This is a genomic window from Paenibacillus lentus (genome assembly GCF_042714055.1).
GTDB classification, from domain to species: Bacteria; Bacillota; Bacilli; order Paenibacillales; family Paenibacillaceae; genus Fontibacillus; species Fontibacillus lentus_A.
In genome coordinates this window covers 29,637-50,940 of sequence record NZ_JBHGVC010000011.1, presented here as the reverse complement: position 1 = coordinate 50,940, position 21,304 = coordinate 29,637, and the positions used below count along the sequence as shown (strand labels likewise).

Here is a 21,304-nt window from a genome sequence, read left to right as displayed (position 1 = left end):
TATAATAAAACTGACAAAACGAGGGGGAACACCAATGAAGAAGGCATTAGTACTGGTAATGATTGCCGTATTGCTTACCGTAACGGCATGCTCTAATCAAGGAGAGAGCAAAAAGCAGGCAGACGTCAAGGAATTGACGATGTGGAGCATGGAGACGAGAAGCCGGGAAACGATTGAGAGATCGATCAAGGAATTCAATGATACGCATCCGGATATCCGGCTTACCGCCGAATTTTTTGAGGACGAAGCCTTGAAAACGAAGATGAAGGTAGCGATTGCGGGCAATCAGCTGCCGGACATCATTACGTATTGGAGCGGGGAAACGTTCGATACCCTGGTCTCGACAAATATGCTGGGCGATATTACGGATAAATTGAACCAGGATACGGAATTTAGAGATAATGTGCTTCCGGGCGGGCTGGACACGTTCACTTATGAGGATAAAATGTATGCGATTCCCGTCTTATTCAGCGGCGTATCTCTCTGGTATAATAAAGAAATCTTTGCTGAGAACGGCTTGACTCCGCCCACAACCTATGATGAACTTTTAAGTGTGGTAGATCAGCTGAACGCGAAGCAGATTACGCCGATTACGATCGCCGGCAAAGAGCGCTGGCCGATGCTGCACTGGTTCTCCTATTTGGCTCAGCGGATCGGCGGAACGGAACCGTTCGAGAAGGCGAAAAACGGGGAAGCCGATTTCACGCAGGACAGCTTTGTGCAGGCTGGAGAGATGCTGAGAGAGCTGGCTATTGATCGAAAAGGTTTTGTAAACGGATTCCTCGGCCTCGATTATGCCGCCGCAGAATCGCTGTTCGTTAACGAACGTGCGGCCATGTATTTGCAGGGAGAATGGGCGATGGAAGCCTTTTTGAACGATGAATTTGCCGAGAAGGTAGGCTTTGTTCCGTTCCCTGCCGTAAGCGGAGGGGAAGGAGGCGTCAATGTGTATCAAGGCGGCTTCGGCGTAGGCATGGCGGTTTCGTCTAAGGCGGATCAGGACGCGGCCTTTACCGCAATTCGTTTCCTGTCCAGCCCCGAGCAAAGAAAGGAAATTTACGAAGGCGCTAACATCAGCCCGATGAAAAATCCGGGACTTGATGATTCTAAAATGCATCCGCTGGCTTATGAGTACGATAAGTCGATCAGCGACAATTTGGAAGGCTTCTTCGGGTACTATGATCAGACGCTCGATGCCAGACGGGCAGACCAATTCCTTGATGTAATGGGTGCGATCGTCGGTCAGAGCAGCAATGACGTGAAGGAAGAGTTGGCGAAGATCAAGTAAAAACAAGAATTAGACAACTAGAAGTGGAAGTGGAGGAATATGCGGTGTCCGAGATTATTAATCCGATATTGAGGGGCTTTAATCCCGATCCATCGATCATTCGGGTCGGCGATGATTATTATATTGCGACTTCAACGTTCGAATGGTTCCCGGGTGTCCAGATACACCATTCCCGAGATTTGAAAAACTGGCAGCTCATCGGCCATCCGTTGAGCCGGACAAGCCAGCTCGATATGATGGGGAATCCCGACTCCGGCGGAGTGTGGGCGCCTTGCTTGAGCTATCACGAAGGGACTTATTATTTAATATATACCGATGTTAAAAGCCATATGGGTCCGTTCAAGGATACGCATAATTATTTGGTTACTGCCCAGGATATCCGCGGCCCGTGGTCGGAGCCGATTTATCTGAACAGCAGCGGCTTCGATCCCTCGATGTACCATGAAGAGGACGGCACGAAATGGGTGCTGAACATGGTCTGGGATCATCGCAAAGGGAAAAATCACTTCGGCGGCATCGTCATTCAGCAGTATTCGGAAGAGGAGCAGCGGCTCGTTGGGCCGATCCACAATATCTTCCGAGGTACACCGCTAGGTTTGACGGAAGGGCCTCATATTTATAAAGCCAACGGCTATTATCATCTGATGACCGCGGAAGGCGGAACCCGTTACGGGCATGCAATCACGATGGCGCGCTCGACCTCGCTGCTCGGCTCCTACGAGGCCGATCCGGCCGGGCCCCTGCTGACCTCGGCGGATCGCCCGGAAGCGGCGCTGCAGCGGGCAGGCCACGGCAGCCTGGTGGAGACGCAGCAGGGAGAGCTGTATGTCGCGCATCTATGCGGCCGTCCGCTGCGGCCGTCGATGTGCTGCACGCTTGGCCGGGAGACGGCCATTCAGAAGGTGGAATGGACGGAGGACGGCTGGCTGCGCCTTACGACGGGCGACCATGAGCCGCAGGTGCAGGTGAAGGGGCCGAGCTTGCCGGAGCATCCGTTTGCGCCGGAGCCGGAAACGGAGCATTTTGACGGCGGGGAGATCAGCCGGCATTTCAGCACGCTGCGTGAGCCGCTCGCCGAGCCTTGGGCGTCGCTCAAGGAGCGTCCCGGCTATCTGCGGCTGAAAGGCCGGGAGTCGCTGTACTCGCATCACCGGCAAAGTCTGGTGGCGCGGCGGCAGCAATCTTTTCTCGTTGAAGCCGAGACGGTCGTTGAATTTGCGCCCGAGACCTACCAGCAGATGGCGGGCCTGATCTATTACTATAATACGAAGAATTACTACTATTTATGGATTAGCCGAGATGAAGAGCTGGGCAAATGCTTAGGCATCATGTCGAGCGACCGCAGCGTTTATGATGAACCTCTGGAGGAGCCGGTTTCTATCGAAGGCTGGGAGCGCTGCTATATGAAGGCGGTCATCCGCAGAGAGGCGCTGCAGTTTTACTATTCCCGGGACGGAGAAACATGGCTGCCGATCGGCGGGGAAATGGACGCGACCAAGCTCTCGGATGAGAATGCGGAGCTGGTCAAGGACGGCATCGCTCTTGATCAGGGCTTTACCGGAGCTTTTATCGGCATATGCGCTCAGGATTTAAGCGGCCGTCAATGCCCTGCCGATTTCGATTATTTTACGTACCGCGAGCTGGATGAATAAATCGGGATAGGATTTGTTGTTAGAATAGAAAAACCTTGAGCCGGATAGGCAGAAATTCAAGTTAAAGGGAGAGCTGACTATGTCGAACGTAATGGATGCAGCCGTACTGAATAAACCGATGGATATTGAAATCAAGCAGGTACCCATTCCTAGCATCAAAGAGGATGAGGCGCTGGTAAAGGTGTACTGCATTGGCGTATGCGGCTCCGATGTTCATTATTATGAGCATGGCCGGATCGGCCGTTATGTCGTGGAGAAACCGATCATTCTCGGTCACGAGCTGGCCGGAGAAGTGGTGCAGGTGGGAGCGAAGGTAAGCAATGTGTCGGTAGGCGACCGGGTCGCCGTGGAGCCGGGAGTCGCTTGCGGACGCTGCGATTACTGCAAATCGGGCCGGTATAATCTTTGCCCGGACGTTGTATTTATGGCGACTCCCCCGGTCGATGGAGCCTGGGCGGAATATGTGGCCGTGCGCAGCGATTTCCTGTTCCAGCTCCCGGATGAGATGAGCTTTGAGCAGGGAGCATTGCTAGAGCCGCTATCGGTGGGCATGCATGCCATGATCCGCGGTAAAGCAAGCCCGGCTGACCGGATGCTCGTAACAGGACTCGGCCCGATTGGATTGCTCGCGATCCAAGCGGCTAAAATTTACGGTGTCACGGAAATTTATGCGACCGACGTGGTTCCGTTTCGTCAGGAGCTTGCTATGAAAATGGGAGCTACCGCCGTTATTGATCCGTCGAAGGAGAAACTGAAAGAGCGGCTAGCCGAGCTGACAGGCGGGAAGGGTGTTACCATTGTCGTGGAATCCTCCGGTAACGGCCGCGCCATTGCCGATGCGTTTGGCGCCGTGAACCGTGGCGGACGCGTTGTATTGGTCGGCATGCCGGCGGCTTCGGAAATTCCGGTCGATATCAATACGATCATCGATGGCGAAATCGACGTATTCGGATTGTTCCGTTACGCCAACACGTATCCATCGGCGATCCAGGCGTTGAGTAGATCCGACATCGACATTGAGCAGGTCATCACGCATAAATATGCGCTCAAGGATATTCAGGAAGCGATCGAAGTAGCTCGTACCGAGAAGGAAACGAGCATCAAGGTTATGATTTATCCGAAGCTGTAATCGGGCACGCCGCCCGATGCGCCATACCCCTTAGAACAGTCAGGAGGCAATAAAGATGAGGCTGCTGAGCAAATTAGGCTTGGACAAGACGAGAGGGCAAATTTTTGTGGGCTTCATTGTCATGATGATTATCGTGTTGTCTTTAACGGTCAGCAGCCTCTATTATTTGTTGTCCAAGGTGCAGAAGGAGAACGCGGCTCTCTATATCGACGAAATTGCGGAGCAGGTCAGCGGGCGATTGGAATCCCTGCTCAGCGAGATTAATGTCCTTACTTTGCAGTTGGCGATGGATGAACGGATTCAGGAGCAGCTTGCCGATGAATTGCAGGGGGAAGCAACGACTTACGATGAGAAAATGCAGCTGCGAAAAATTCTGATCGATAAAACGGCATATTCGGAGACGATCCGGGAAATTGAGCTGTTCTCTGAGGAGAACAGCCTTTACCCGATTGTCGAGCAAAATATTTCCGGGCGGGTTGGAGAACGTTATATTCAGGAAGCGAACGATGTAAATCAGGTCGGGGCGATCAACTGGATTGGCCATGATCCACAGAATCCCGAGGATTTGCTGGCGATTCGCCGGATCAAGCTGGAGAAGCTGGATTATCGGAACGGCGGATATTTGGTCATTCGCATTAAGCCGTCTCTCATCGAGTTTATCAGCAAGGATGTCGCCAAAGCGAAAGGCAGCATCATGCGGCTGCTTGATGCGGACGGCAACGAGATTTCGCTGACACGAACGATTAGCGCTCCGGCATCGCTCCATTCATCTGACGAAGACGAGATCAACAAGGAGGAGTATGTCACTGTACAGCGCCAGATCAAGGCGACTGATTGGCAGCTGGAGATTATGATTCAGAAGACGGCTTTGACGGAGAACATTCATTTTCTGCAGGATGTGCTGATCTGGGCTAGCATTCTTAGCATCATCGTATTTGCGGTTCTATCGTATTACCTGTCCTTGTTGATTACGTCTCCGATCAAAAGGCTGACCAGAGTCATGCAAAAAGGGAAGGGCGGGAATCCCCAGGAAAATCCCGATTTATATTTTAACCGCGAGGTTAATCTCTTGAACGTGAAATATAACCAGATGGTACGGGAGATCAATTATTTGATCAAATCGGTCTATGAAAAAGAGCTGATCAAAAGCAAGAGCGAAATTAAAGCGCTGCATTCCCAAATCCATCCGCACTTCTTATTTAATACGCTTGATTCGTTGTATTGGGCGCACATCCGCAAGGGAGAGGATGAGCTCGCACAAATGGTTATTCGGCTTGCCGATTTGTTCCGCTACAGTATTCAATCGAACGGGGAAGATGGCTTCGTGACGGTGGCGGAGGAACTGGAGCAGGTAAAGCGTTATGTCTATATTATGAAAATACGCTGGCATGAGCGGCTGCAGGTGAAGATCCATGACCATCCGGCGGTGCACAAGCTAAAAATTCCAAAGCTGACGATTCAGCCGCTGATTGAGAATGCGATCGTCCACGGCATTGAACCGCTGGAAAGCGGAGGAATCATTGAGCTGACGATTCGGGAGCAGGACGGAGTCGCCTCGTTTATAATCGCCGACAACGGCGTCGGCATGAGTGCGGGCAGGCTGGCGGAAGTCAGGGAACGGCTGCAAAACGATATGAATGTAGAATTTATGTCCAGCGGGAAAGGGATTGGCATGTTCAACGTCAGCAAGCTGATTCAGTTCCACTACGGCGCTGATTATGGCATTCAAATCGACAGCCGTCCAAATAAAGGGACTGTCGTTGAGGTCCGGATTCCGGCCGTTCAGGAGGAGGTGGATTTGGATGAGCATACCGGCGATATTAGTCGTCGATGACGAATATAACACAAGAATGGGCGTATCTTATACGCTGCAGCAATGGGGAGGCGACAAGGTGGAAATCGTTGTGGCGGAAAACGGGCTGCAGGCACTGAATATGCTGCATGAGCGGGAATACGACCTGCTGATTACGGATATCCGCATGCCCCTGATGACAGGCATCAAGCTGCTGGAAACGCTGCGGGAGGAAAAAAATGAGGTTGCCGCCATTCTGCTCACCGGGTTCGCGGAATTCGAATACGCACAGCAGGGTTTGCGGCTCGGAGCCGTCGATTATCTCCTGAAGCCGGTGCAGCAATCCGAGCTCATTCAGACCGCCGAGAAAGGCCTGAGCATAGCACGGCTGGCGAAAGAGCGTAGAGAGCGGCTCATGAAGCAGCATGCCGGCCAGCTTGAGCATGGCGCACTGCAGGAGATCGAAGGATCAAGCGGCGATGAAAGAGACTCGCTTAGTCTGCATACGAGCAACGAATATGTGATCAAAGCGGTTCAATATATCGAAGAGCATATATCCGACGTGCTGACGATCAAGGAAGTGGCCCAGCAGGTTCATCTCAATCCGAGCTATTTCAGCGTGCTTTTCAAGGAGGAGGCGGGACTGACCTTTATCGACTACGTCACCCAGCTTCGCATGAAGAAGGCGAAGGAGCTGCTAAAGGGCTCCAACCTGAGCCTGGATGCGATTTCGGAGCAAATCGGCCTGCAAACGACGAGCTATTTTATCCGCATGTTCAAAAAATTTGAAAGCATGACCCCCAAGCAATATCGCGATCAAGTGAAAATGAAGTAAGCCTGTTCTTAGCCTGGCGCTGGAGAGAAAGCTCTCCGGCGTTTTTTTGTGAAAAATAAAAAAAGGGCTTTACAGTAATTCGATACTAGTGTACTATTCAACTATGACACTAGTACAAAGGAGTGGGATGATGAACGTACACGAAATAGAGACATATCCTACCGTGCTTTCGGTGAATCAGGTGAGCAAGAAGATTGGGAGCAAATTCCTCGTTAACCGACTATCGTTTGATATACAAAAAGGGGAGATCGTCGGGCTGCTGGGCCCCAATGGAGCTGGCAAGACGACAACTATTCGTATGATTGTCGGGCTCATTTCTATGAGCGAAGGCGACATTCTCGTCAAGGGAAAGAGCGTGCGCCGGAATTTTACGGAAGCAGTCGCCCACATCGGCGGCATTATTGAGAACCCGGAGTTTTATGGATATATGAGCGGTTATGATAATTTGAAGCAGTATCAACGCATGGCAGAGGGGGTTACGGAGGAGCGAATTCTTGAGGTTGTAAAGCTGGTAGGACTCGAGCAGGCGCTGCATAAGAAGGTAAAGGCGTATTCCCTCGGCATGCGTCAGCGGCTGGGTATAGCGCAGGCACTGCTGCATCGCCCTTCCATTCTCATATTGGATGAACCGACCAACGGACTTGATCCGGCAGGCATTCGGGAGATGCGGGATTATTTGAAGCAGATTGCCCGTGAGGAAGGGATCGCGATTCTTGTATCCAGCCATTTGCTGTCGGAGATGGAGCTGATGTGCAGCCGGGTCGTCGTGATCCAGCAAGGCGAGCTCGTAACGGTGCGAGACTTGGATATGCCGCAAAATGAAATGGAGTACGTGAAGTTAAAGCTGCGGATCGATGATGCCGGGCGGGCCAAAGAAAGGCTTCAGCGAATGGAGGAGGTTACCATTGCCGGCTTTGCTCCGGAGCAGAGGGAAATCACGGTTGTCGTGCGCGATCGCCATATTCCTCGTATAGTACAGGCGCTGGGTGAAGAGCGGATCGGCTTGTATCGCATGGAGGAAAGCCGAGAATCGTTGGAAGATGAATTTCTCAAATGGACGGGAGGGAATTGCATTGCGTAGTTTTGGTAACCTGGTTTTGAATGAATGGTTGAAAATGTTCAAGAAGCGCAGCTTTTTTGTACCCTATGCGATCATTACGGCGTTCATCTTGTTATTTGCATATCTGACTCAGTTCATGGGCGGACTGCAAAATGTCCTGACGGCTCCTCAGTTTGCGGAGGTGGTTGTGGCGCAAAACGGGCTTGGGCAATTCCTGGTCATCCTTAGCATCATCTGTACGGCGGGTATCGTCTCTAAGGAATTTAGCGGTGGAACGATCAAGCTGCTGTTAATTCGCTCGGTCAGCCGCAGCAAAATTCTGGCTTCCAAGTATGCGATCGTCTTGTTATATTCGTTCTTGCTTACGCTGTATTCTTTATTAATAGGATTGGCTACGGGAGCAGTGATGTTCGGCTTTTCGGGTATTGCGGAGCTAAGCCATTTGCTCGCCGCTACGCTGTATCATGGGGTATATTTGACGGTCTATGTGACCGTCACGTTTATGATCGGGACACTAACCCGCTCCAGCGGAGCGACGATTGGCATCGGAATGACGCTGCTTATGCTGGAAGGGCTGATCGTTGCCCTGCTGTCCAAATATCCAATTGTGAAGTATTTGCTGTTTACGAACACGGATTTGTCGGTATATGCGAATGGGAGCCCGCCGTTCCAAGGGATGACCCTGACTTTTTCGCTCATCGTATTAGCTGTTTATCTGTTCTTGTTTCTCGGGGCTAGCTTTGTTACGTTTAAGAAACGGGATGTCGCCTAAGGGGCATGACCCCATGAGGGCATAGGGCGGAAAGGGGTACGACGCATTGTGAGTATTGAATTTGATAATAATTTGCCGATTTATTTACAGATTATGAATTATATCAAGAGAGAGATTGTGACCGGTAAGCTGAAGGCTGGGGACAAAATCCCATCTGTTCGAGAGCTTGCTGCCGAGCTGCAAATTAATCCAAACACCGTGCAGCGGACGTTCCAGGAACTGGAGCGGGAAGCGATTGTAGAGACCAGAAGAGGGTTAGGAAGATACGTGACAAGTGAGGAATCGAAAATTATGATGATCAAAAAGGAAATGGCGGGAGATTTGCTGGAACGGTTCATTCATGGCATGCAGGAACTCGGATTTACGAGCGAGGATATTGCCGCGATTGTCGCTGAAGCGGTTCATAACGACTCAAACGAATTGGACGAATCGAACGACTAATTAGCGTTAGTCGAATCATTGCTAGGAGAAGGGGAACGAATATAGTGGAAAATATACTGGACTTTGAAAGTGTATCCAAATCCTATGGTTCCAAGAAAGCTTTGCGCGATGTTTCTTTTTCCATCGGGGCCGGTAAAATCGTCGGTCTTTTGGGAACCAACGGCAGCGGCAAGAGCACGATTATGAAAATTGCTGCAGGACTTATACCGCCCAGTCGCGGAACGGCTGCGGTTATGGGCAATTCTGTGGGCCTGAAGACGAAAGCGGACGTATCGTTCATGCCGGATCAGCCGTTAACGGAATCGTGGATGAAGGTTCGTGATGCGGTTCATTTCTATCGGGATTTCTATCCGGATTTTGATGAGGAGAAGGCGCGCAAGATGCTCGATTTTATGAATTTAAATGAAAAGGAACGGATTACCTCCCTATCTAAAGGAATGAACGAGCGGCTGCATCTGACTCTAACGTTATCCAGAAACGCGAATCTGTATTTGCTGGATGAGCCGATTGGCGGAGTTGACCCGGTTGCCCGCGATAAAATTCTGGATGCGATTGTAGAGTTCTATAACGAGGATAGCAGTCTGCTCATCTCTACCCATCTCGTCCGGGATATCGAACGAATTTTTGATGAAGTCATTTTTATCCGCGATGGTGAAATCGTGATGCAGGAAGAGGTAGAGGAGCTCCGAATGAAGTACGGTAAAAGTGTGGATGACATGTTTAAAGAGGTGTATGCGTAATGTTGAGGCTGCTTAAGTACGATTGGAAGCGTAATGCTAATCTATCGCTGGGACTTCTTGCTGTACTGGTTTTTCTCCAAATCGTGATCGGGGTCGTAGGGAATACTAGGAATTGGGAGCAATCGGTCATATTTGTGCTGTCCTTCATGTTGTATGCGATGACCGGAATTATCCTGATCATTCTTGCCTCCAAGACGTACGAGAATAACATGAAAGCGTACAGCCGCAGATTGCTGCCGATTCGTCCGCTGTGGACTGCAGTATCCAGCATAGTCCTTTTTTGGTTGTTTTCCGCAGTGTTAGGGGCTATAGTCTTTATTCACTATTGGATTTATAGTCAGTTTGTCTATCCGGGTTCATGGTGGCCACATGAGTTGGCGGTTGCTGACATGCTGGACGGGTTCAAAATTATATTTATAATAGGCTGGTCGCTCACCTTCCTGATGATGAGCATTCTTCTATCGATGACGATCGGAGCCAGTGTTAGTCTACGGGGCAAAGCAGGTACCTGGGTCGGAATTCTGGCGTTCATCGTGATTCAAAATGTATTGAGCTGGGTGGAGCATTTGCTGTTCGGAGGATATGATACGATGCTGTTTCGGATAGGCAGCATAGATTATTCCAATGAGGCCGTTAATGCCGAGGTCATGTCTACCGTGCCGTTGTTGTCCATAGGACCGCTGCTCTTTGAGGGTGCGGTGATAGTCTTGATGCTGCTGGTGATCAACTATTTGATGAGCAAGAAAGTCGAAATATAGAAAGAACCTCGCGCTGCTGCCCGCTGCGCGAGGTTCTTTAGTTAGGTAAGCCGAGCCACTCGTATCTCCTGATCCTTCAAGCTTATAGAATGGGCTCTAAGCTGATTGCTTTTACTTTAAGGTCAGTGCCATACTCCAGATTGGCATCTACGGCAAACGCAGCAGGGGAGACGCTCCCTGGGATGGTGACAGTAATGATGTTGTCAGTGACGCTGTATCTGATGATCGATCCGAACGATACTTCCTCATTCCAGAGAACCGCATCCGATTCGTTGTAGGTTCTCTCCACCTTCCCTGCGGTAGTCTTCACCACGACATTAACTTGATCCTGGTCATGTATGATTTGAGAGGTTACCTGCTCCTTGATCGCCTGCAGGGGATCTTCTAGTGTAAGCTCCGATAGATCTTCTTTGTTTAATACATGGATCTCTTGTTCGTTTGTCCCTGTTCCATAGCCATTTGTTAAAATAATAATCACTTCATTCTTATCGTCATCATCAATATCAGCGATGTGAACGATGGGATAATACGTCGGGTTAGTCACATTCATCCAAGGAAACGTTTTGCTGAGCTTGCCGGCTTGAACGGTAAGACTCCCGAAAACATCCGAATTGGTGTTTTTGGGCGCAGAAATGATGATATCCTCAACTTTGACTAAATGTATAAGGTTCGGATCCTGCGCTGCAGACGAGGAAGATGCGCTGTGCTTGTTGATATTCCCGTCGGGGCTGCTGCAGGCTGCAAGCGCCAATGTTAAAGCTATGGGTAATATGCATATTTTAATATATTTTTTTAACAAAATAAGCAACTCCTTCTATTAAAACTCACTGTGTAGTATACATGATGCGGAAATGGCAAATGTATCTAAATGGTAATCTTTTGTCATTTCATATGGCTTTACAACTTTAAAAGGCCAAGCAGGATAGACTGCTTAGCCTTTTTGTATACTGTTATTACGCTAGAAGTATCAAGTCTTGCTTTTTCGGCCGAAAATAAGCTTTTGGCCAATGATGCCAATAATAAAAATGATAAGGCTGTCCCATGGTGATACGGTGAAAGCGGGCAGAAGCCAAGTCAGCACAAGGCCGACCACGGCTATGGCTACGGTAATTCCGATATAAACTCCGAGTGTCTTCGGGTTGAGCTTGGCAGAATGGTGCTGCGAATGTTCTTGCTCCTGCTCCGATCTCCGTTTAGTTCCCGGGCCGAGAAATCGGGTCACCCCTTCGATAAGAACAATCGAGAGAATAGCGATGAGAAGCAGGGAAGCCGTGCTGATTTGGGTGTATTCAAGCTCGCCGCCAAACCATTTGCTGAAAAATCCTGTGAGCATGTAAATAAAGAATACCCAAGTCAATGCGACCCAGGGAATCATCGTATAGTATTTGATTTTATCCTTCAGGCTGCGAGGTTTTCTCATCAATACATCATCTGCAAGCTGCTCGCAGTAAGCTCTTGGATCGTCACCAAAAATTTCGGAAGCCGAAATATTCTTCTCCTGGTTTTTAATAATACGACGGGCCAGATCAAGCAGAACCTCTTCACCCTTGGCTTCGGTCAACGAACTGGAGCCAGAACGAAAGTACATCACCATTTCTCCGAAATAAGCCTCATTAGCCGGGGACATCTGCCCTCTTAATTGATTCGTTTCTCTGATCATCTCATGAATGTACATGAATCTCTCCTTCCAGGCGGATTGGCTAATAATCAATCTCCCAATTATGTGTGCGAATTGCCGATTTTCTCCAGTAGTATACTTCATTTTTGATGTCGCTCGCAAGGGTCCTCGGAAGTGCGAAAGAGTGAGTCTGGAGAATCACGAGAGTGGATCAGAATAAAAATACGGCCTCCCTCCAACAATAATATCCAGGGAGAAACAAGCTTTATTCTCCCAATTCAAGCGAGCGAGGTGCACAGCCATGGGACAGTTCAATTCAGAGCTAACTCGGAAGTATTTGCTTAACAGCCACTCGAGGGGAAGTCTTGAAGAGGTTACTGCGATTGAAGCCGAGGTCGAATTCGCGGATCAAGAACTGCTGATCCATGATTCTCCATGGCTTATTGGGAACAATCAGGAGGCTGGTTCTAAGGAAGGCCAGGAGTTAACGCAGCGTTATTTTCGCCAGTATTACGATTAATTAAGGAAGCGATTGACACTCCCACTCCTCTAATGTTAAGATAAGTATAATTCATATTAAACTTATCGGATTAATATATATTACATTACAGGAATAGGGAGGCCGACGCGGATGGAACGACAAATCGTTATTCAGCATGGAGAAGAGAAAATAACCGCCAGTATTCATTATCCGGTGGAGACAGCGAAGAGACAGGGACGCTGTAAAGATCGTGTTCCGCTGATCGTCATTTGCCACGGGTTTGTAGGCAGCCGGATCGGGGTGGATCGATTGTTCGTCAAGGCAGCCCGGGAATTGGCCAGCGAAGGAAACCTTGTTGTTCGGTTTGATTATGTCGGCTGTGGAGAGAGCAGTGGAGAATACGGGCAGGAAGGCATCGATTCCATGATCGCTCAGACGCGTGCCGTCCTCGATTACGGACTGAGCTGCGGGGATATCGATCCAACGCAGGTAATCCTTATCGGGCACAGTCTGGGTGGGGCGGTTGCTCTTCTCACGGCCGTTCGTGACCGCCGCGTAAAGAAGCTCATCCTGTGGTCTGCTGTCGGCTATCCCTTTAACGACATCGTTAAGATTACCGGACGGCACGTCTATGATGAGGCGAAGGACAAGGGCATAGCCGATTATCTTGGCTACGGCTTCAGCCCAGAATTCTTCGATTCGCTCGGCAACTATCAGCCGTTCCAGGAGGCGATCAAGTTCACCGGGGATGTGCTTGTCATTCATGGAACATCGGATGACGCGATTCCGGTGGATTATGCGTTTCTGTTTCAGAAGGTGTTCTGGATGCGTCCGGAAGGCCGCTGTGACAAGGAAATTATTTTTCAAGGCGATCACACCTATTCGTCAAGCGAGCACCGTGATCAATTGCTGCTGAAGACGAGGGAATGGCTGGGCGCCCTGGAGGCTGTCCAGAGTGATTGGCAGCATTGGATGATATAGGAGCATCATATCGTGGGAATTTATAGCGCAGTGCCGCGTTTATAGGCAGCTGCGCTTTTTGAATAGGATTGAATTAAAAAGTTTTCAGCGGAGATGCCCCCTTTTATAGACGTTTTTCTTATGTATCCCTGAATCATGTCTTTTCGCCGATAGGACAAACAGCTATAATATGAGGAAAAACATGGTCTCGGAGGAAAGTAATTTGAAATGTTTAAATGGATCAAACCGATCTAAATGCATGCTGCTGTTCTTATTGCTGTCTAGTTTATTTATTATCCCTGCATGCGGCCAAGGGAAAGCCGCTATGCCTGGAAACGATAACGAGATTCAGGATGTGCCCGTGCAAATTGCGGAGGAACCGATTGTGGAAGAGCCGCCGCTCGCTTACAAGGCACCGCTTACCGGCTTGCCCACGGAAGAACCCGTTACCCGGAGACCGCTTGCGGTCATGATTAATAATGCTCCGGCAGCGAGACCGCAATCCGGGCTGGGTCAAGCGGATATGGTATATGAGGTACTCGCGGAAGGCGGAGTAACACGGCTTATCGCAATTTATCAAAGCGGGGATGAGACGACCCGAATCGGGCCTGTCCGCAGTATTCGCCCTTATATGATAGATCTTGGGGAGAGCCATCACGGCGTGCTTGTCCATGCGGGAGCAAGCAACGACGCATTTGCTATTCTGCAGCAGCAGCGCAAGGAGGATTTGGACGAGATTACGAATGCCGGAGCGTATTTTTGGCGGGATAAATCTCGGAAGGCGCCGCATAATTTGTACACCAACATAGAGAAGCTGCTGGAAGGGGCGGCCAAGCGAAAATTTGCAACCGAGGATGAGGACGTTCCCACATATCCGTTCCGGGATGAGGAAGATCCGGGCGAAGGAACTCCTGTTCAACAGGTAGAGGTCAAATTTCAATTGAACAATTATCGGGTAACGTATGAATATGATTCTGAAGCGAAATTGTATAAGCGTTCCATTAACGATGCACCGCATAATGATCTCGACACAGGCAGCCAATTAACGGCCGCAAATGTTGTAATTATGGGGGCGGATCATAAGGTTCTGGATGAAATCGGCCGTTTGAGCGTAAATCTGGAAATGGGCGGAGAAGCAGTTGTTTTTCAAAGAGGCCAAATGATTCGCGGCCAATGGATACGCAAGTCCGGTGACATCATTCGCTTTGTCAAGGACAATGTAGAGATACCGTTTTACCCTGGGATTACATATGTTAACGTTGTGCCAAATGAACCTGGCTTTGACAGTCGTTTTACAGTTGAATAGGTCGAATAATAGGGAAGTATTTCATCTATATGCAATATAAGGGATAAGAATGGCGAGCAAAGGGTAATTATAGAGAGAACACGTGAAATGTTTGTAACAAAAGTGTTCATGTTGTCGCTAATTGTGTTAAGATATTCAGGGTTATGTCATCCGAGTGTATCAGAAACACACTTAGAGAAAAGGGGATAAGAGATGCGAGCGAAAAAGAAGGATATCTTTTTCCAAACATTAGAGAATATGGCGGATACGATCGTGCATTCGGCGGATTATTTCGCCCAGCAGGTATCGGAATTTAAGGATGTAGAGCAATTCGCTAAGCAAATGAAGGAATTTGAGTCGAAATGTGACGGTTTCACGCACACCATTATTGTCGAGCTGAACAAGACGTTTATTACACCGATTGAACGTGATGACATCATGAACCTGACGACAACGCTCGATGACGTAATGGATGGTCTGGAGGCGACGACCTCACGTTTCTTTATGTATCATTTGAGTGAGCCGGACGAGCATATTGTTCAGTTCGCTGAAATTTTACGTACTTCTGCTTATGAAATTCAAAAAGCGGTTCATTTGCTGTCCCAGAAGAAGCTGCTTGCGATTCGGGAGCACACCATTCGCCTGAACGATTTGGAGAATCAAGGGGACGAGCTGCTGCGTATTTGCATTAAAGAGCTGTTCGCGAAAGTAACCGATCCAATCGTTCTAATTAAGAAGAAGGAAATTTATGAACGTCTCGAAACGACGACAGATGCGTGCGAGCACGTTGCCAATATGCTGGAATCCATTATCATGCGCAATTCATAATCATAACTTCGCTTCATCATTCAATATTTCGGGAGGTTGGAATTGCGCGGATGATATAAATATACAACGATCTGTGCAATAAATGAGACTATGGATACGAGTTTAATCATCATACTGATTGTCATCTTTCTAGCGCTCGCCTTTGACTTCATCAATGGTTTCCATGATACCGCCAATGCGATAGCGACCTCAGTATCAACGCGTGCGTTAAAGCCGCGGACAGCAATTATGCTCGCCGCCGTGATGAACTTTGTCGGAGCCATGATGTTTACTGGCGTAGCGAAGACGATTGGCGGTAGTGTAGCCGACCCAGCGAAGCTGGATAACGGTCTGCAGATCCTGATTGCCACATTGCTTGCGGCGATTATATGGAATTTGGTTACCTGGTGGTTCGGTATCCCTTCCTCATCCTCGCATGCCTTGATCGGTGCTCTGGCTGGTGCGGTGTTTGTTGGCGCCGGCTCCGAGAACCTGAACTGGAGCGGGTTTACGACAATCATTCAAGGACTTATTTTTTCTCCATTGATTGCCTTTGCTATCGGTTATGTCGTGATGATTGTTCTGAAATGGATTTTTGCTAAGCGTAGTCCTCATACGGTTAACAAAGGGTTCCGTTCCATGCAAATCGTAACGGCAGCGATTCAAGCCTTCACTCACGGTACGAACGACGCCCAGAAGGCGATGGGGATCATCACCTTTGCTCTTGTAACGGCCAAGTATCAGGATAATATGGACGTGCCACTATGGGTTAAGATCGCCGCAGCAACTGCGATGGCACTGGGAACATCGATCGGCGGCTGGAAGATCATCAAGACGATGGGGACGAAAATATTCAAGATCGAGCCGATTAACGGTTTTGCGGCTGACATTTCGGCGGCTTCCGTTATTTTTGGGGCAACACTGTTCCACTTGCCGGTGAGTACGACGCATGCTATTACATCCGCAATACTGGGTGTAGGCTCTGCGAAGCGCTTCTCGGCTGTGAAGTGGGGGGTCGCCGGACGGATTGTGGTCGCTTGGGTCATTACGATTCCGATTGTGGCCATCCTTGCCGGATTAATTTACGTTATTTTGTTTTGAAAATTATGAAGAAAGCCAATCACTTAGGGTTAATACCAAGGGTTGGCTTTTTTGAATAGGCATGAGCGGTATGCTGAAATCCATGAAATGGGTAAGGAGGATGGAAATGCTGCGTATTTTGGGTATCACGCAGGATCACAAGGTCAAGACCGATCTATCGCTGGAGGATATTCATCTTGGACGGTATGTATGGTGCTGGATCGATTTTAGTGAGCCGACGACGGAGGAATCAGGGCTGCTCTCCTCTTTTTTCGGATTCCATCCTCTTGCCATTGAGGATTGTCTTCACGTGCTGCAGCGGCCGAAGCTGGATTATTATGAGGAATATCAATTTCTTGTGCTGCATGCGATGAACCCGGATACTTTAAGCACGGTCGAGGTGGATTTGTTTATCGGCAGCAACTATCTCGTCTCATACCATAAGAAATCGTTAGTCGAAGTAGATCAAGCTTGGGACAAGATGCAGAGCCGTACGCATGATCGCAAAATCTGGTCGCAAGGCCCCTATGCTGCTGCATATATGATAATTGACAGTTTAGTGGATAATTATTTTCCTTGCGTGTATTCGATCGAGGATGATTTGGACGAATTGGAGAAGAAAGGGAGCCGGGAGTCCGTCGAGCTGCTGATGAATCAAGTATTTATGCTGCGGAGCCGCTTGCTGAAGCTGCGGCGTACGATTGTACCTATGCGCGATTTGATGTATCGCGTCTTAAACTCCCAGCATATTCAGGGGGAGAAGGAGCCGCGGGTGCATTTCTCGGACATTTATGATCATCTGCTGAAGCTGTCGGAGATGATCGACAGCAACCGGGAAATGACGGCGGATTTACGAGATTCTTATATTTCGCTGAATTCCAATCGAATGAACGGGATTATGAAGACGCTGACGGTCATTACGACCGTGTTTATGCCGCTTACTTTGATTGCGGGAATTTACGGGATGAATTTTGTAAATATGCCCGAGTTGGAATGGAAGTATGGGTATTTTTTTGTTCTCGGAATTATGGCAGCTTTAGGGATATGGATGATTCTTGCATTTATGAAACGCGGCTGGTTTAAGTAAGGCAATATTGGCATTGTTGGCATTCGGCAAACGCCGCCGCTTAACTAGCGACGGCGTTTACTCGATTTGCTGCTCCCCCGGGTTGGCGTTTTTCGGCGCGCTTTTCCCTTGCGGCTGCTATTACCGCTGCCTCCCTTGCCCCGGCGCCGTCGGGGTGGTTTGTATTCGTCCAGCCTGCCTCCTGCCCCCTGGAGCTTCGAACCTTTGCCTCCGGGGAGGAGTGCCGTGACCAATTTGGCCATCGGAGCAAACTGCTGGAAGGTTTGCATGACCTTTTGCACTTTACCCATTGTGGCTAAAATACCTTCGATTCCTCCAAGCTTGTCGACGATTCCTTTGAGCTCGCCAAGATTCGGAAGGGAGAAGCCTCCCGCCTGCTTGGCGGCTCCGCCTGCGGCAGCCGCCGGGAGAGAGCTGCTCTCGCTCGCTACGGGCTGCGGTGAATAAGGAACAAGCGCGGAAGCTTCCGCTTTATGTGGAAGCGGCGTATCATACGGATTGACCCCAGGATAATAATTCGTATAAGAGGAGGAAGAGGGCGTTATGCTTCTTCGATTTGGGGAGTAGTAATGTGGCATAGTATCACTGTCCTTTTTAAAGATTTGGATGGAGATAGGCGTTTGTATTACTATACTGTATGTGCCGCGTGGATCAGGTGTATAGACGAATGTCCCGGGTATTATAGGCTTTTGCGTATTTTGGGCGTTATTTCTGTGATGCGTGAAACCGTTAACGCTTGAAAAGGAGGCTATTGCTCAGGTACAATGAAGGTGTGTTTATAGTAACGGTAGGGGATGATTAATCAGTGCAACTTAAGAAGTTGAATGATAAAACGATCGACCAATTATTTGAAGCTATTCTTACTTTGAAGGATATCGAGGAATGCTACGTCTTTTTCGATGATTTATGTACCATTAACGAAATACAATCATTGTCTCAGCGTTTGGAAGTAGCGCGCATGCTGGGTAAAGGCAATACGTACAATCAAATCGAAGCGGAGACCGGTGCCAGTACGGCAACGATTTCTCGCGTCAAGCGCTGCCTGAATTACGGAAATGACGGATACAAGATGACGCTGGATCGTCTGGGACGCTAAGTATGAAGCCAAGCTTGGATATGCTGCATGGGCGGATCGGGACTCGGGAGCAGGATCAGGTTCTGAGCAAGGACATGAGCCAGTACCGAAACCAGACCCAGACCTCATTATTCGGACAGAAGCGAGGTGCCGTCTTGAATTTTGCATTAGCTGATCAAACGTTTATGCTGGATGGCTCGGTTCGGCCTGGAGTGCTGGTCATCAGCCACGGTTCTCCAGACGGCCACTGGGTTAAGCTTGTAGATGATGCGGTAGCAGCAGTCAAAGCAGAATTACCGGAGGGGCTTCCAGTGGAAGCCTCTTTCCTTGAAATCGTGGAAGGCCGCCTCATTCAGGATGGAATTGATCGGTTAGAGCTGTCAGGTGTTACCGATATCATCGTCATTCCTCTGTTCATGTCCTCAGGAAGCACACATGTGGACGAGATCGCTTATGCGCTAGGGGTAAAGGACACGCCGGAGAAGGAGACAGACTTGGAACATTTTCGCCTCTCTGCACGCGTGTTATTTGGCGAGCCTGTCGACGACCACCCCCTAGTTGCCCAAATGATCTGGGATAAAGTCAAGCCGTTATCCCGGGAACCAGAACGGGAAGCACTGCTGCTGATCGGTCACGGCAGCAGGCATGAGGGCTTCCGTCAGCGCTGGGAGCGTGGGATCTCCTCGCTGGCTGGACGGGTCAAGGAGATTGGCGGCGTAGCCGGAACAGATTTCGCGCTGTTAAATCCCGATAGCGTGCATAGGAAAGTGAACTATTGGCAAGAACGGGGATATGAGGTGTTGATCGCCCCATTATTTTTAAGCGCAGGTTATTTCACAAAGAAAGAAATCCCCTCCAGGCTGGAGGGATTGAAATATCGCTACTCTGGAGAAGCACTGCTTCCTCATTCGTTATTGCCTCACTGGATGTTGGATCAAATTTTGCATATAATGAGGTCATTGAAATTATGATAAACGGGTGGCGTTCATATCATGAAAAGAGCTAGGTTGATTTATAATCCATCCTCCGGACGGGAGGAGATGCGGCGCTTGCTTCCTGATGTGCTGGATCGCTTGGATCTTGCCGGTATTGAGACGTCTTGCCATGCGACGACCGGTGAGGGCGATGCAACGCGTGAAGCGGCGGAAGCGGTACGGCGCGGTTACGATGTAATTATTGCGGCTGGCGGTGACGGTACGCTGAATGAAGTTGTAAACGGCATGGCAGGACTTGAGAATTTGCCGCCGCTTGGCATTTTTCCGATGGGAACGACGAACGACTTTGCCCGCGCGATGGGGATTCCCAAACGCTGGGAGGATTATTGCGACTTGGTGATCGAGAACAAGACGCGGCCGATTGATATCGGCAAGGTGAATGGTCGCTACTTTATCAATATAGCGGGTGGCGGCTCGCTCACAGAATTGACGTATGAAGTGCCCAGCAAGCTTAAGACGATGATCGGGCAGCTTGCCTACTATATGAAAGGCATCGAGAAGGTGGCCAGTCTGTCACCGACCGAGCTGCTTATTCGCGCTGATGGGCATGGCGTGCTGGAAGGCGAGTTCATGCTGTTTCTTATCGCGAATAGCAATTCCGTCGGCGGTTTCGAGAAACTGGCGCCGGATGCCCGAATTGATGACGGCCTGCTGGATGTAATCGCGGTACGCAAATGCAACCTGGCCGAATTCATCCGCCTGCTAACCATGGCGCTGCGCGGTGATCATTTCAGTGATCCGCGCGTCGTCTACTTCAAGACGAAGCGGATGGAGGTGACCTCACCAGGTCTGGTTCAACTGAACCTGGACGGTGAGTTAGGCGGAGAGCTTCCCGGCGTGTTCGAGATTTTGCCGTCGCATTTGCGGATTTTTGCTTAGGTGTGTAGGTTAGCTTGTGTGAATAGGTATGGACGTAGAGGTACCGGCCTGGATCTGCACCTGTGCGTACAGGAGAGGGTCAGTGTGCACGATGCAGCAAGCGTAAATACCTGACTGTCGGCTGCTGCAAATGATGAAATGCCATTTCCACTGTAAAGGATTAGTGATTTTGGCGAATCTGTTGGCAGGAGCTGTGGTGTATGAGGTTGAAAAGCCATTAAGGTGAATGCGAACGCGAGTAAATGTGGAAAAATGCTAAAAAGCTGAAGGAAACGATGCTATGGATGCTTTGCTATGGCCTTTGTGTCCTTCGGTTGGCGAAGACAGCGGTGTGAGCTAATTTGGTGATAAGTCGATAGTTTGACGGATATAGAGGGGCTGTTTCCGAAGCATGCAGGATAGGATGCCAGGGAACAGCCCCGGCTTCATGAAGGTGGCTGAAGGCTGTGGTCGACCGATCGCTGTTATGCAGCATTTGGGAGAAGCTGCATCGTCGATGAAATCAGGCGAGAACGGTCAGCAGGTTTGCTTAATTCAGAGGAACAACCTTATAAGAAAGAAGTGAAGTAC

Annotated in this window: 23 protein-coding genes; 20 read left to right on the top strand and 3 right to left on the bottom strand. The window is 49.5% G+C overall.

All coding sequences use genetic code 11. The features are described 5' to 3' along the window. The first annotated feature begins 34 nt into the window (after positions 1–34). From ACE3MQ_RS21115 to ACE3MQ_RS21070, 10 genes are all read left to right on the top strand, one after another. On the top strand, positions 35–1,288 hold the full coding sequence (locus tag ACE3MQ_RS21115; protein WP_379396380.1) for an ABC transporter substrate-binding protein: 1,254 nt from the start codon (positions 35–37) through the stop codon (positions 1,286–1,288). A 44-nt stretch (positions 1,289–1,332) separates the two neighbouring features. Continuing rightward, the gene (locus ACE3MQ_RS21110; protein ID WP_379396377.1) at positions 1,333–2,940 is read left to right on the top strand and encodes a glycoside hydrolase family 43 protein; all 1,608 of its coding nucleotides are present in this window, start codon (positions 1,333–1,335) and stop codon (positions 2,938–2,940) included. 79 nt (positions 2,941–3,019) lie between these two features. Then, positions 3,020–4,069 carry an NAD(P)-dependent alcohol dehydrogenase gene (locus ACE3MQ_RS21105; RefSeq protein ID WP_379396375.1) on the top strand — a complete coding sequence of 350 codons (1,050 nt, stop codon included), beginning with the start codon at positions 3,020–3,022 and terminating at the stop codon, positions 4,067–4,069. Positions 4,070–4,124: 55 nt separating this feature from the next. After that, positions 4,125–5,903, top strand: coding sequence for a cache domain-containing sensor histidine kinase (locus ACE3MQ_RS21100; protein WP_379396373.1), 1,779 nt, complete (start codon positions 4,125–4,127; stop codon positions 5,901–5,903). Beyond that, entirely contained in the window at positions 5,872–6,696 is an 825-nt protein-coding gene (locus ACE3MQ_RS21095; RefSeq protein ID WP_379396371.1) for a response regulator transcription factor, read from the top strand. The genes ACE3MQ_RS21100 and ACE3MQ_RS21095 overlap by 32 nt, the downstream gene beginning before the upstream one ends. 130 nt (positions 6,697–6,826) lie before the next feature. Further along, entirely contained in the window at positions 6,827–7,777 is a 951-nt protein-coding gene (locus tag ACE3MQ_RS21090; RefSeq protein WP_379396369.1) for an ABC transporter ATP-binding protein, read from the top strand. Next, positions 7,770–8,528 (top strand): ABC transporter permease, encoded by a 759-nt coding sequence (locus ACE3MQ_RS21085; protein ID WP_379396367.1) that lies wholly within the window; start codon positions 7,770–7,772, stop codon positions 8,526–8,528. The genes ACE3MQ_RS21090 and ACE3MQ_RS21085 overlap by 8 nt, the downstream gene beginning before the upstream one ends. Before the next feature lie 48 nt (positions 8,529–8,576). Continuing rightward, positions 8,577–8,969 (top strand): GntR family transcriptional regulator, encoded by a 393-nt coding sequence (locus ACE3MQ_RS21080; protein WP_379396365.1) that lies wholly within the window; start codon positions 8,577–8,579, stop codon positions 8,967–8,969. A gap of 44 nt (positions 8,970–9,013) precedes the next feature. Further along, entirely contained in the window at positions 9,014–9,709 is a 696-nt protein-coding gene (locus ACE3MQ_RS21075; RefSeq protein ID WP_379396363.1) for an ABC transporter ATP-binding protein, read from the top strand. Continuing rightward, the gene (locus ACE3MQ_RS21070) at positions 9,709–10,467 is read left to right on the top strand and encodes a hypothetical protein (protein ID WP_379396361.1); all 759 of its coding nucleotides are present in this window, start codon (positions 9,709–9,711) and stop codon (positions 10,465–10,467) included. The genes ACE3MQ_RS21075 and ACE3MQ_RS21070 overlap by 1 nt, the downstream gene beginning before the upstream one ends. Before the next feature lie 82 nt (positions 10,468–10,549). Here ACE3MQ_RS21070 and ACE3MQ_RS21065 read toward each other — a convergent pair whose 3' ends face one another. Further along, positions 10,550–11,266, bottom strand: coding sequence for a hypothetical protein (locus ACE3MQ_RS21065; RefSeq protein ID WP_379396359.1), 717 nt, complete (start codon positions 11,264–11,266; stop codon positions 10,550–10,552). Between the two features lie 168 nt (positions 11,267–11,434). Next, entirely contained in the window at positions 11,435–12,142 is a 708-nt protein-coding gene (locus ACE3MQ_RS21060) for a DUF1129 family protein (RefSeq protein WP_379396357.1), read from the bottom strand. Positions 12,143–12,386: 244 nt separating this feature from the next. Between ACE3MQ_RS21060 and ACE3MQ_RS21055 the strand changes: the two genes are divergently transcribed. From ACE3MQ_RS21055 to corA, 6 genes are all read left to right on the top strand, one after another. Continuing rightward, positions 12,387–12,605: a hypothetical protein gene (locus ACE3MQ_RS21055; RefSeq protein WP_379396355.1), complete on the top strand. Its 219-nt coding sequence runs from the start codon at positions 12,387–12,389 to the stop codon at positions 12,603–12,605. Between the two features lie 111 nt (positions 12,606–12,716). Further along, a complete protein-coding gene (locus ACE3MQ_RS21050) occupies positions 12,717–13,547 on the top strand; it encodes an alpha/beta hydrolase (RefSeq protein ID WP_379396353.1) in 831 nt (276 codons plus the stop codon). Positions 13,548–13,749: 202 nt separating this feature from the next. Continuing rightward, entirely contained in the window at positions 13,750–14,832 is a 1,083-nt protein-coding gene (locus ACE3MQ_RS21045) for a DUF3048 domain-containing protein (RefSeq protein ID WP_463140373.1), read from the top strand. A 192-nt stretch (positions 14,833–15,024) separates the two neighbouring features. Further along, the gene (locus ACE3MQ_RS21040) at positions 15,025–15,639 is read left to right on the top strand and encodes a DUF47 domain-containing protein (RefSeq protein ID WP_379396351.1); all 615 of its coding nucleotides are present in this window, start codon (positions 15,025–15,027) and stop codon (positions 15,637–15,639) included. Between the two features lie 90 nt (positions 15,640–15,729). Next, positions 15,730–16,719: an inorganic phosphate transporter gene (locus ACE3MQ_RS21035; protein WP_379396349.1), complete on the top strand. Its 990-nt coding sequence runs from the start codon at positions 15,730–15,732 to the stop codon at positions 16,717–16,719. 106 nt (positions 16,720–16,825) lie between these two features. Then, positions 16,826–17,785 (top strand): magnesium/cobalt transporter CorA, encoded by a 960-nt coding sequence (corA, locus tag ACE3MQ_RS21030; RefSeq protein ID WP_379396347.1) that lies wholly within the window; start codon positions 16,826–16,828, stop codon positions 17,783–17,785. A 44-nt stretch (positions 17,786–17,829) separates the two neighbouring features. Here corA and ACE3MQ_RS21025 read toward each other — a convergent pair whose 3' ends face one another. After that, positions 17,830–18,363 carry a hypothetical protein gene (locus ACE3MQ_RS21025; RefSeq protein ID WP_379396345.1) on the bottom strand — a complete coding sequence of 178 codons (534 nt, stop codon included), beginning with the start codon at positions 18,361–18,363 and terminating at the stop codon, positions 17,830–17,832. 227 nt (positions 18,364–18,590) lie between these two features. Between ACE3MQ_RS21025 and ACE3MQ_RS21020 the strand changes: the two genes are divergently transcribed. The 4 genes from ACE3MQ_RS21020 to ACE3MQ_RS21005 all read left to right on the top strand — a co-directional run bounded on the left by ACE3MQ_RS21020 (position 18,591) and on the right by ACE3MQ_RS21005 (position 21,299). After that, on the top strand, positions 18,591–18,881 hold the full coding sequence (locus ACE3MQ_RS21020; protein WP_379396343.1) for a YerC/YecD family TrpR-related protein: 291 nt from the start codon (positions 18,591–18,593) through the stop codon (positions 18,879–18,881). 164 nt (positions 18,882–19,045) lie between these two features. Then, positions 19,046–19,831: a sirohydrochlorin chelatase gene (locus ACE3MQ_RS21015; protein ID WP_379396576.1), complete on the top strand. Its 786-nt coding sequence runs from the start codon at positions 19,046–19,048 to the stop codon at positions 19,829–19,831. A 21-nt stretch (positions 19,832–19,852) separates the two neighbouring features. Then, positions 19,853–20,734 carry a diacylglycerol kinase gene (locus ACE3MQ_RS21010; protein WP_379396341.1) on the top strand — a complete coding sequence of 294 codons (882 nt, stop codon included), beginning with the start codon at positions 19,853–19,855 and terminating at the stop codon, positions 20,732–20,734. Between the two features lie 391 nt (positions 20,735–21,125). Beyond that, positions 21,126–21,299, top strand: a complete 174-nt coding sequence (locus ACE3MQ_RS21005; protein WP_379396338.1) for a hypothetical protein — start codon at positions 21,126–21,128, stop codon at positions 21,297–21,299. Positions 21,300–21,304 lie beyond the last annotated feature (5 nt).

Bases quoted from the DNA above. Each gene is read 5' to 3' on its own strand.
- ACE3MQ_RS21115 (WP_379396380.1), top strand. From the start codon at position 35: ATGAAGAAGGCATTAGTACTGGTAATGATTGCCGTATTGCTTACCGTA.
- ACE3MQ_RS21105 (WP_379396375.1), top strand. From the start codon at position 3,020: ATGTCGAACGTAATGGATGCAGCCGTACTGAATAAACCGATGGATATT.
- ACE3MQ_RS21100 (WP_379396373.1), top strand. From the start codon at position 4,125: ATGAGGCTGCTGAGCAAATTAGGCTTGGACAAGACGAGAGGGCAAATT.
- ACE3MQ_RS21095 (WP_379396371.1), top strand. From the start codon at position 5,872: ATGAGCATACCGGCGATATTAGTCGTCGATGACGAATATAACACAAGA.
- ACE3MQ_RS21090 (WP_379396369.1), top strand. From the start codon at position 6,827: ATGAACGTACACGAAATAGAGACATATCCTACCGTGCTTTCGGTGAAT.
- ACE3MQ_RS21070 (WP_379396361.1), top strand. From the start codon at position 9,709: ATGTTGAGGCTGCTTAAGTACGATTGGAAGCGTAATGCTAATCTATCG.
- ACE3MQ_RS21060 (WP_379396357.1), bottom strand. From the start codon at position 12,142: ATGTACATTCATGAGATGATCAGAGAAACGAATCAATTAAGAGGGCAG.
- ACE3MQ_RS21055 (WP_379396355.1), top strand. From the start codon at position 12,387: ATGGGACAGTTCAATTCAGAGCTAACTCGGAAGTATTTGCTTAACAGC.
- ACE3MQ_RS21050 (WP_379396353.1), top strand. From the start codon at position 12,717: ATGGAACGACAAATCGTTATTCAGCATGGAGAAGAGAAAATAACCGCC.
- ACE3MQ_RS21040 (WP_379396351.1), top strand. From the start codon at position 15,025: ATGCGAGCGAAAAAGAAGGATATCTTTTTCCAAACATTAGAGAATATG.
- ACE3MQ_RS21035 (WP_379396349.1), top strand. From the start codon at position 15,730: ATGGATACGAGTTTAATCATCATACTGATTGTCATCTTTCTAGCGCTC.
- corA (WP_379396347.1), top strand. From the start codon at position 16,826: ATGCTGCGTATTTTGGGTATCACGCAGGATCACAAGGTCAAGACCGAT.
- ACE3MQ_RS21025 (WP_379396345.1), bottom strand. From the start codon at position 18,363: ATGCCACATTACTACTCCCCAAATCGAAGAAGCATAACGCCCTCTTCC.
- ACE3MQ_RS21015 (WP_379396576.1), top strand. From the start codon at position 19,046: ATGCTGGATGGCTCGGTTCGGCCTGGAGTGCTGGTCATCAGCCACGGT.
- ACE3MQ_RS21010 (WP_379396341.1), top strand. From the start codon at position 19,853: ATGAAAAGAGCTAGGTTGATTTATAATCCATCCTCCGGACGGGAGGAG.
- ACE3MQ_RS21005 (WP_379396338.1), top strand. From the start codon at position 21,126: ATGCAGGATAGGATGCCAGGGAACAGCCCCGGCTTCATGAAGGTGGCT.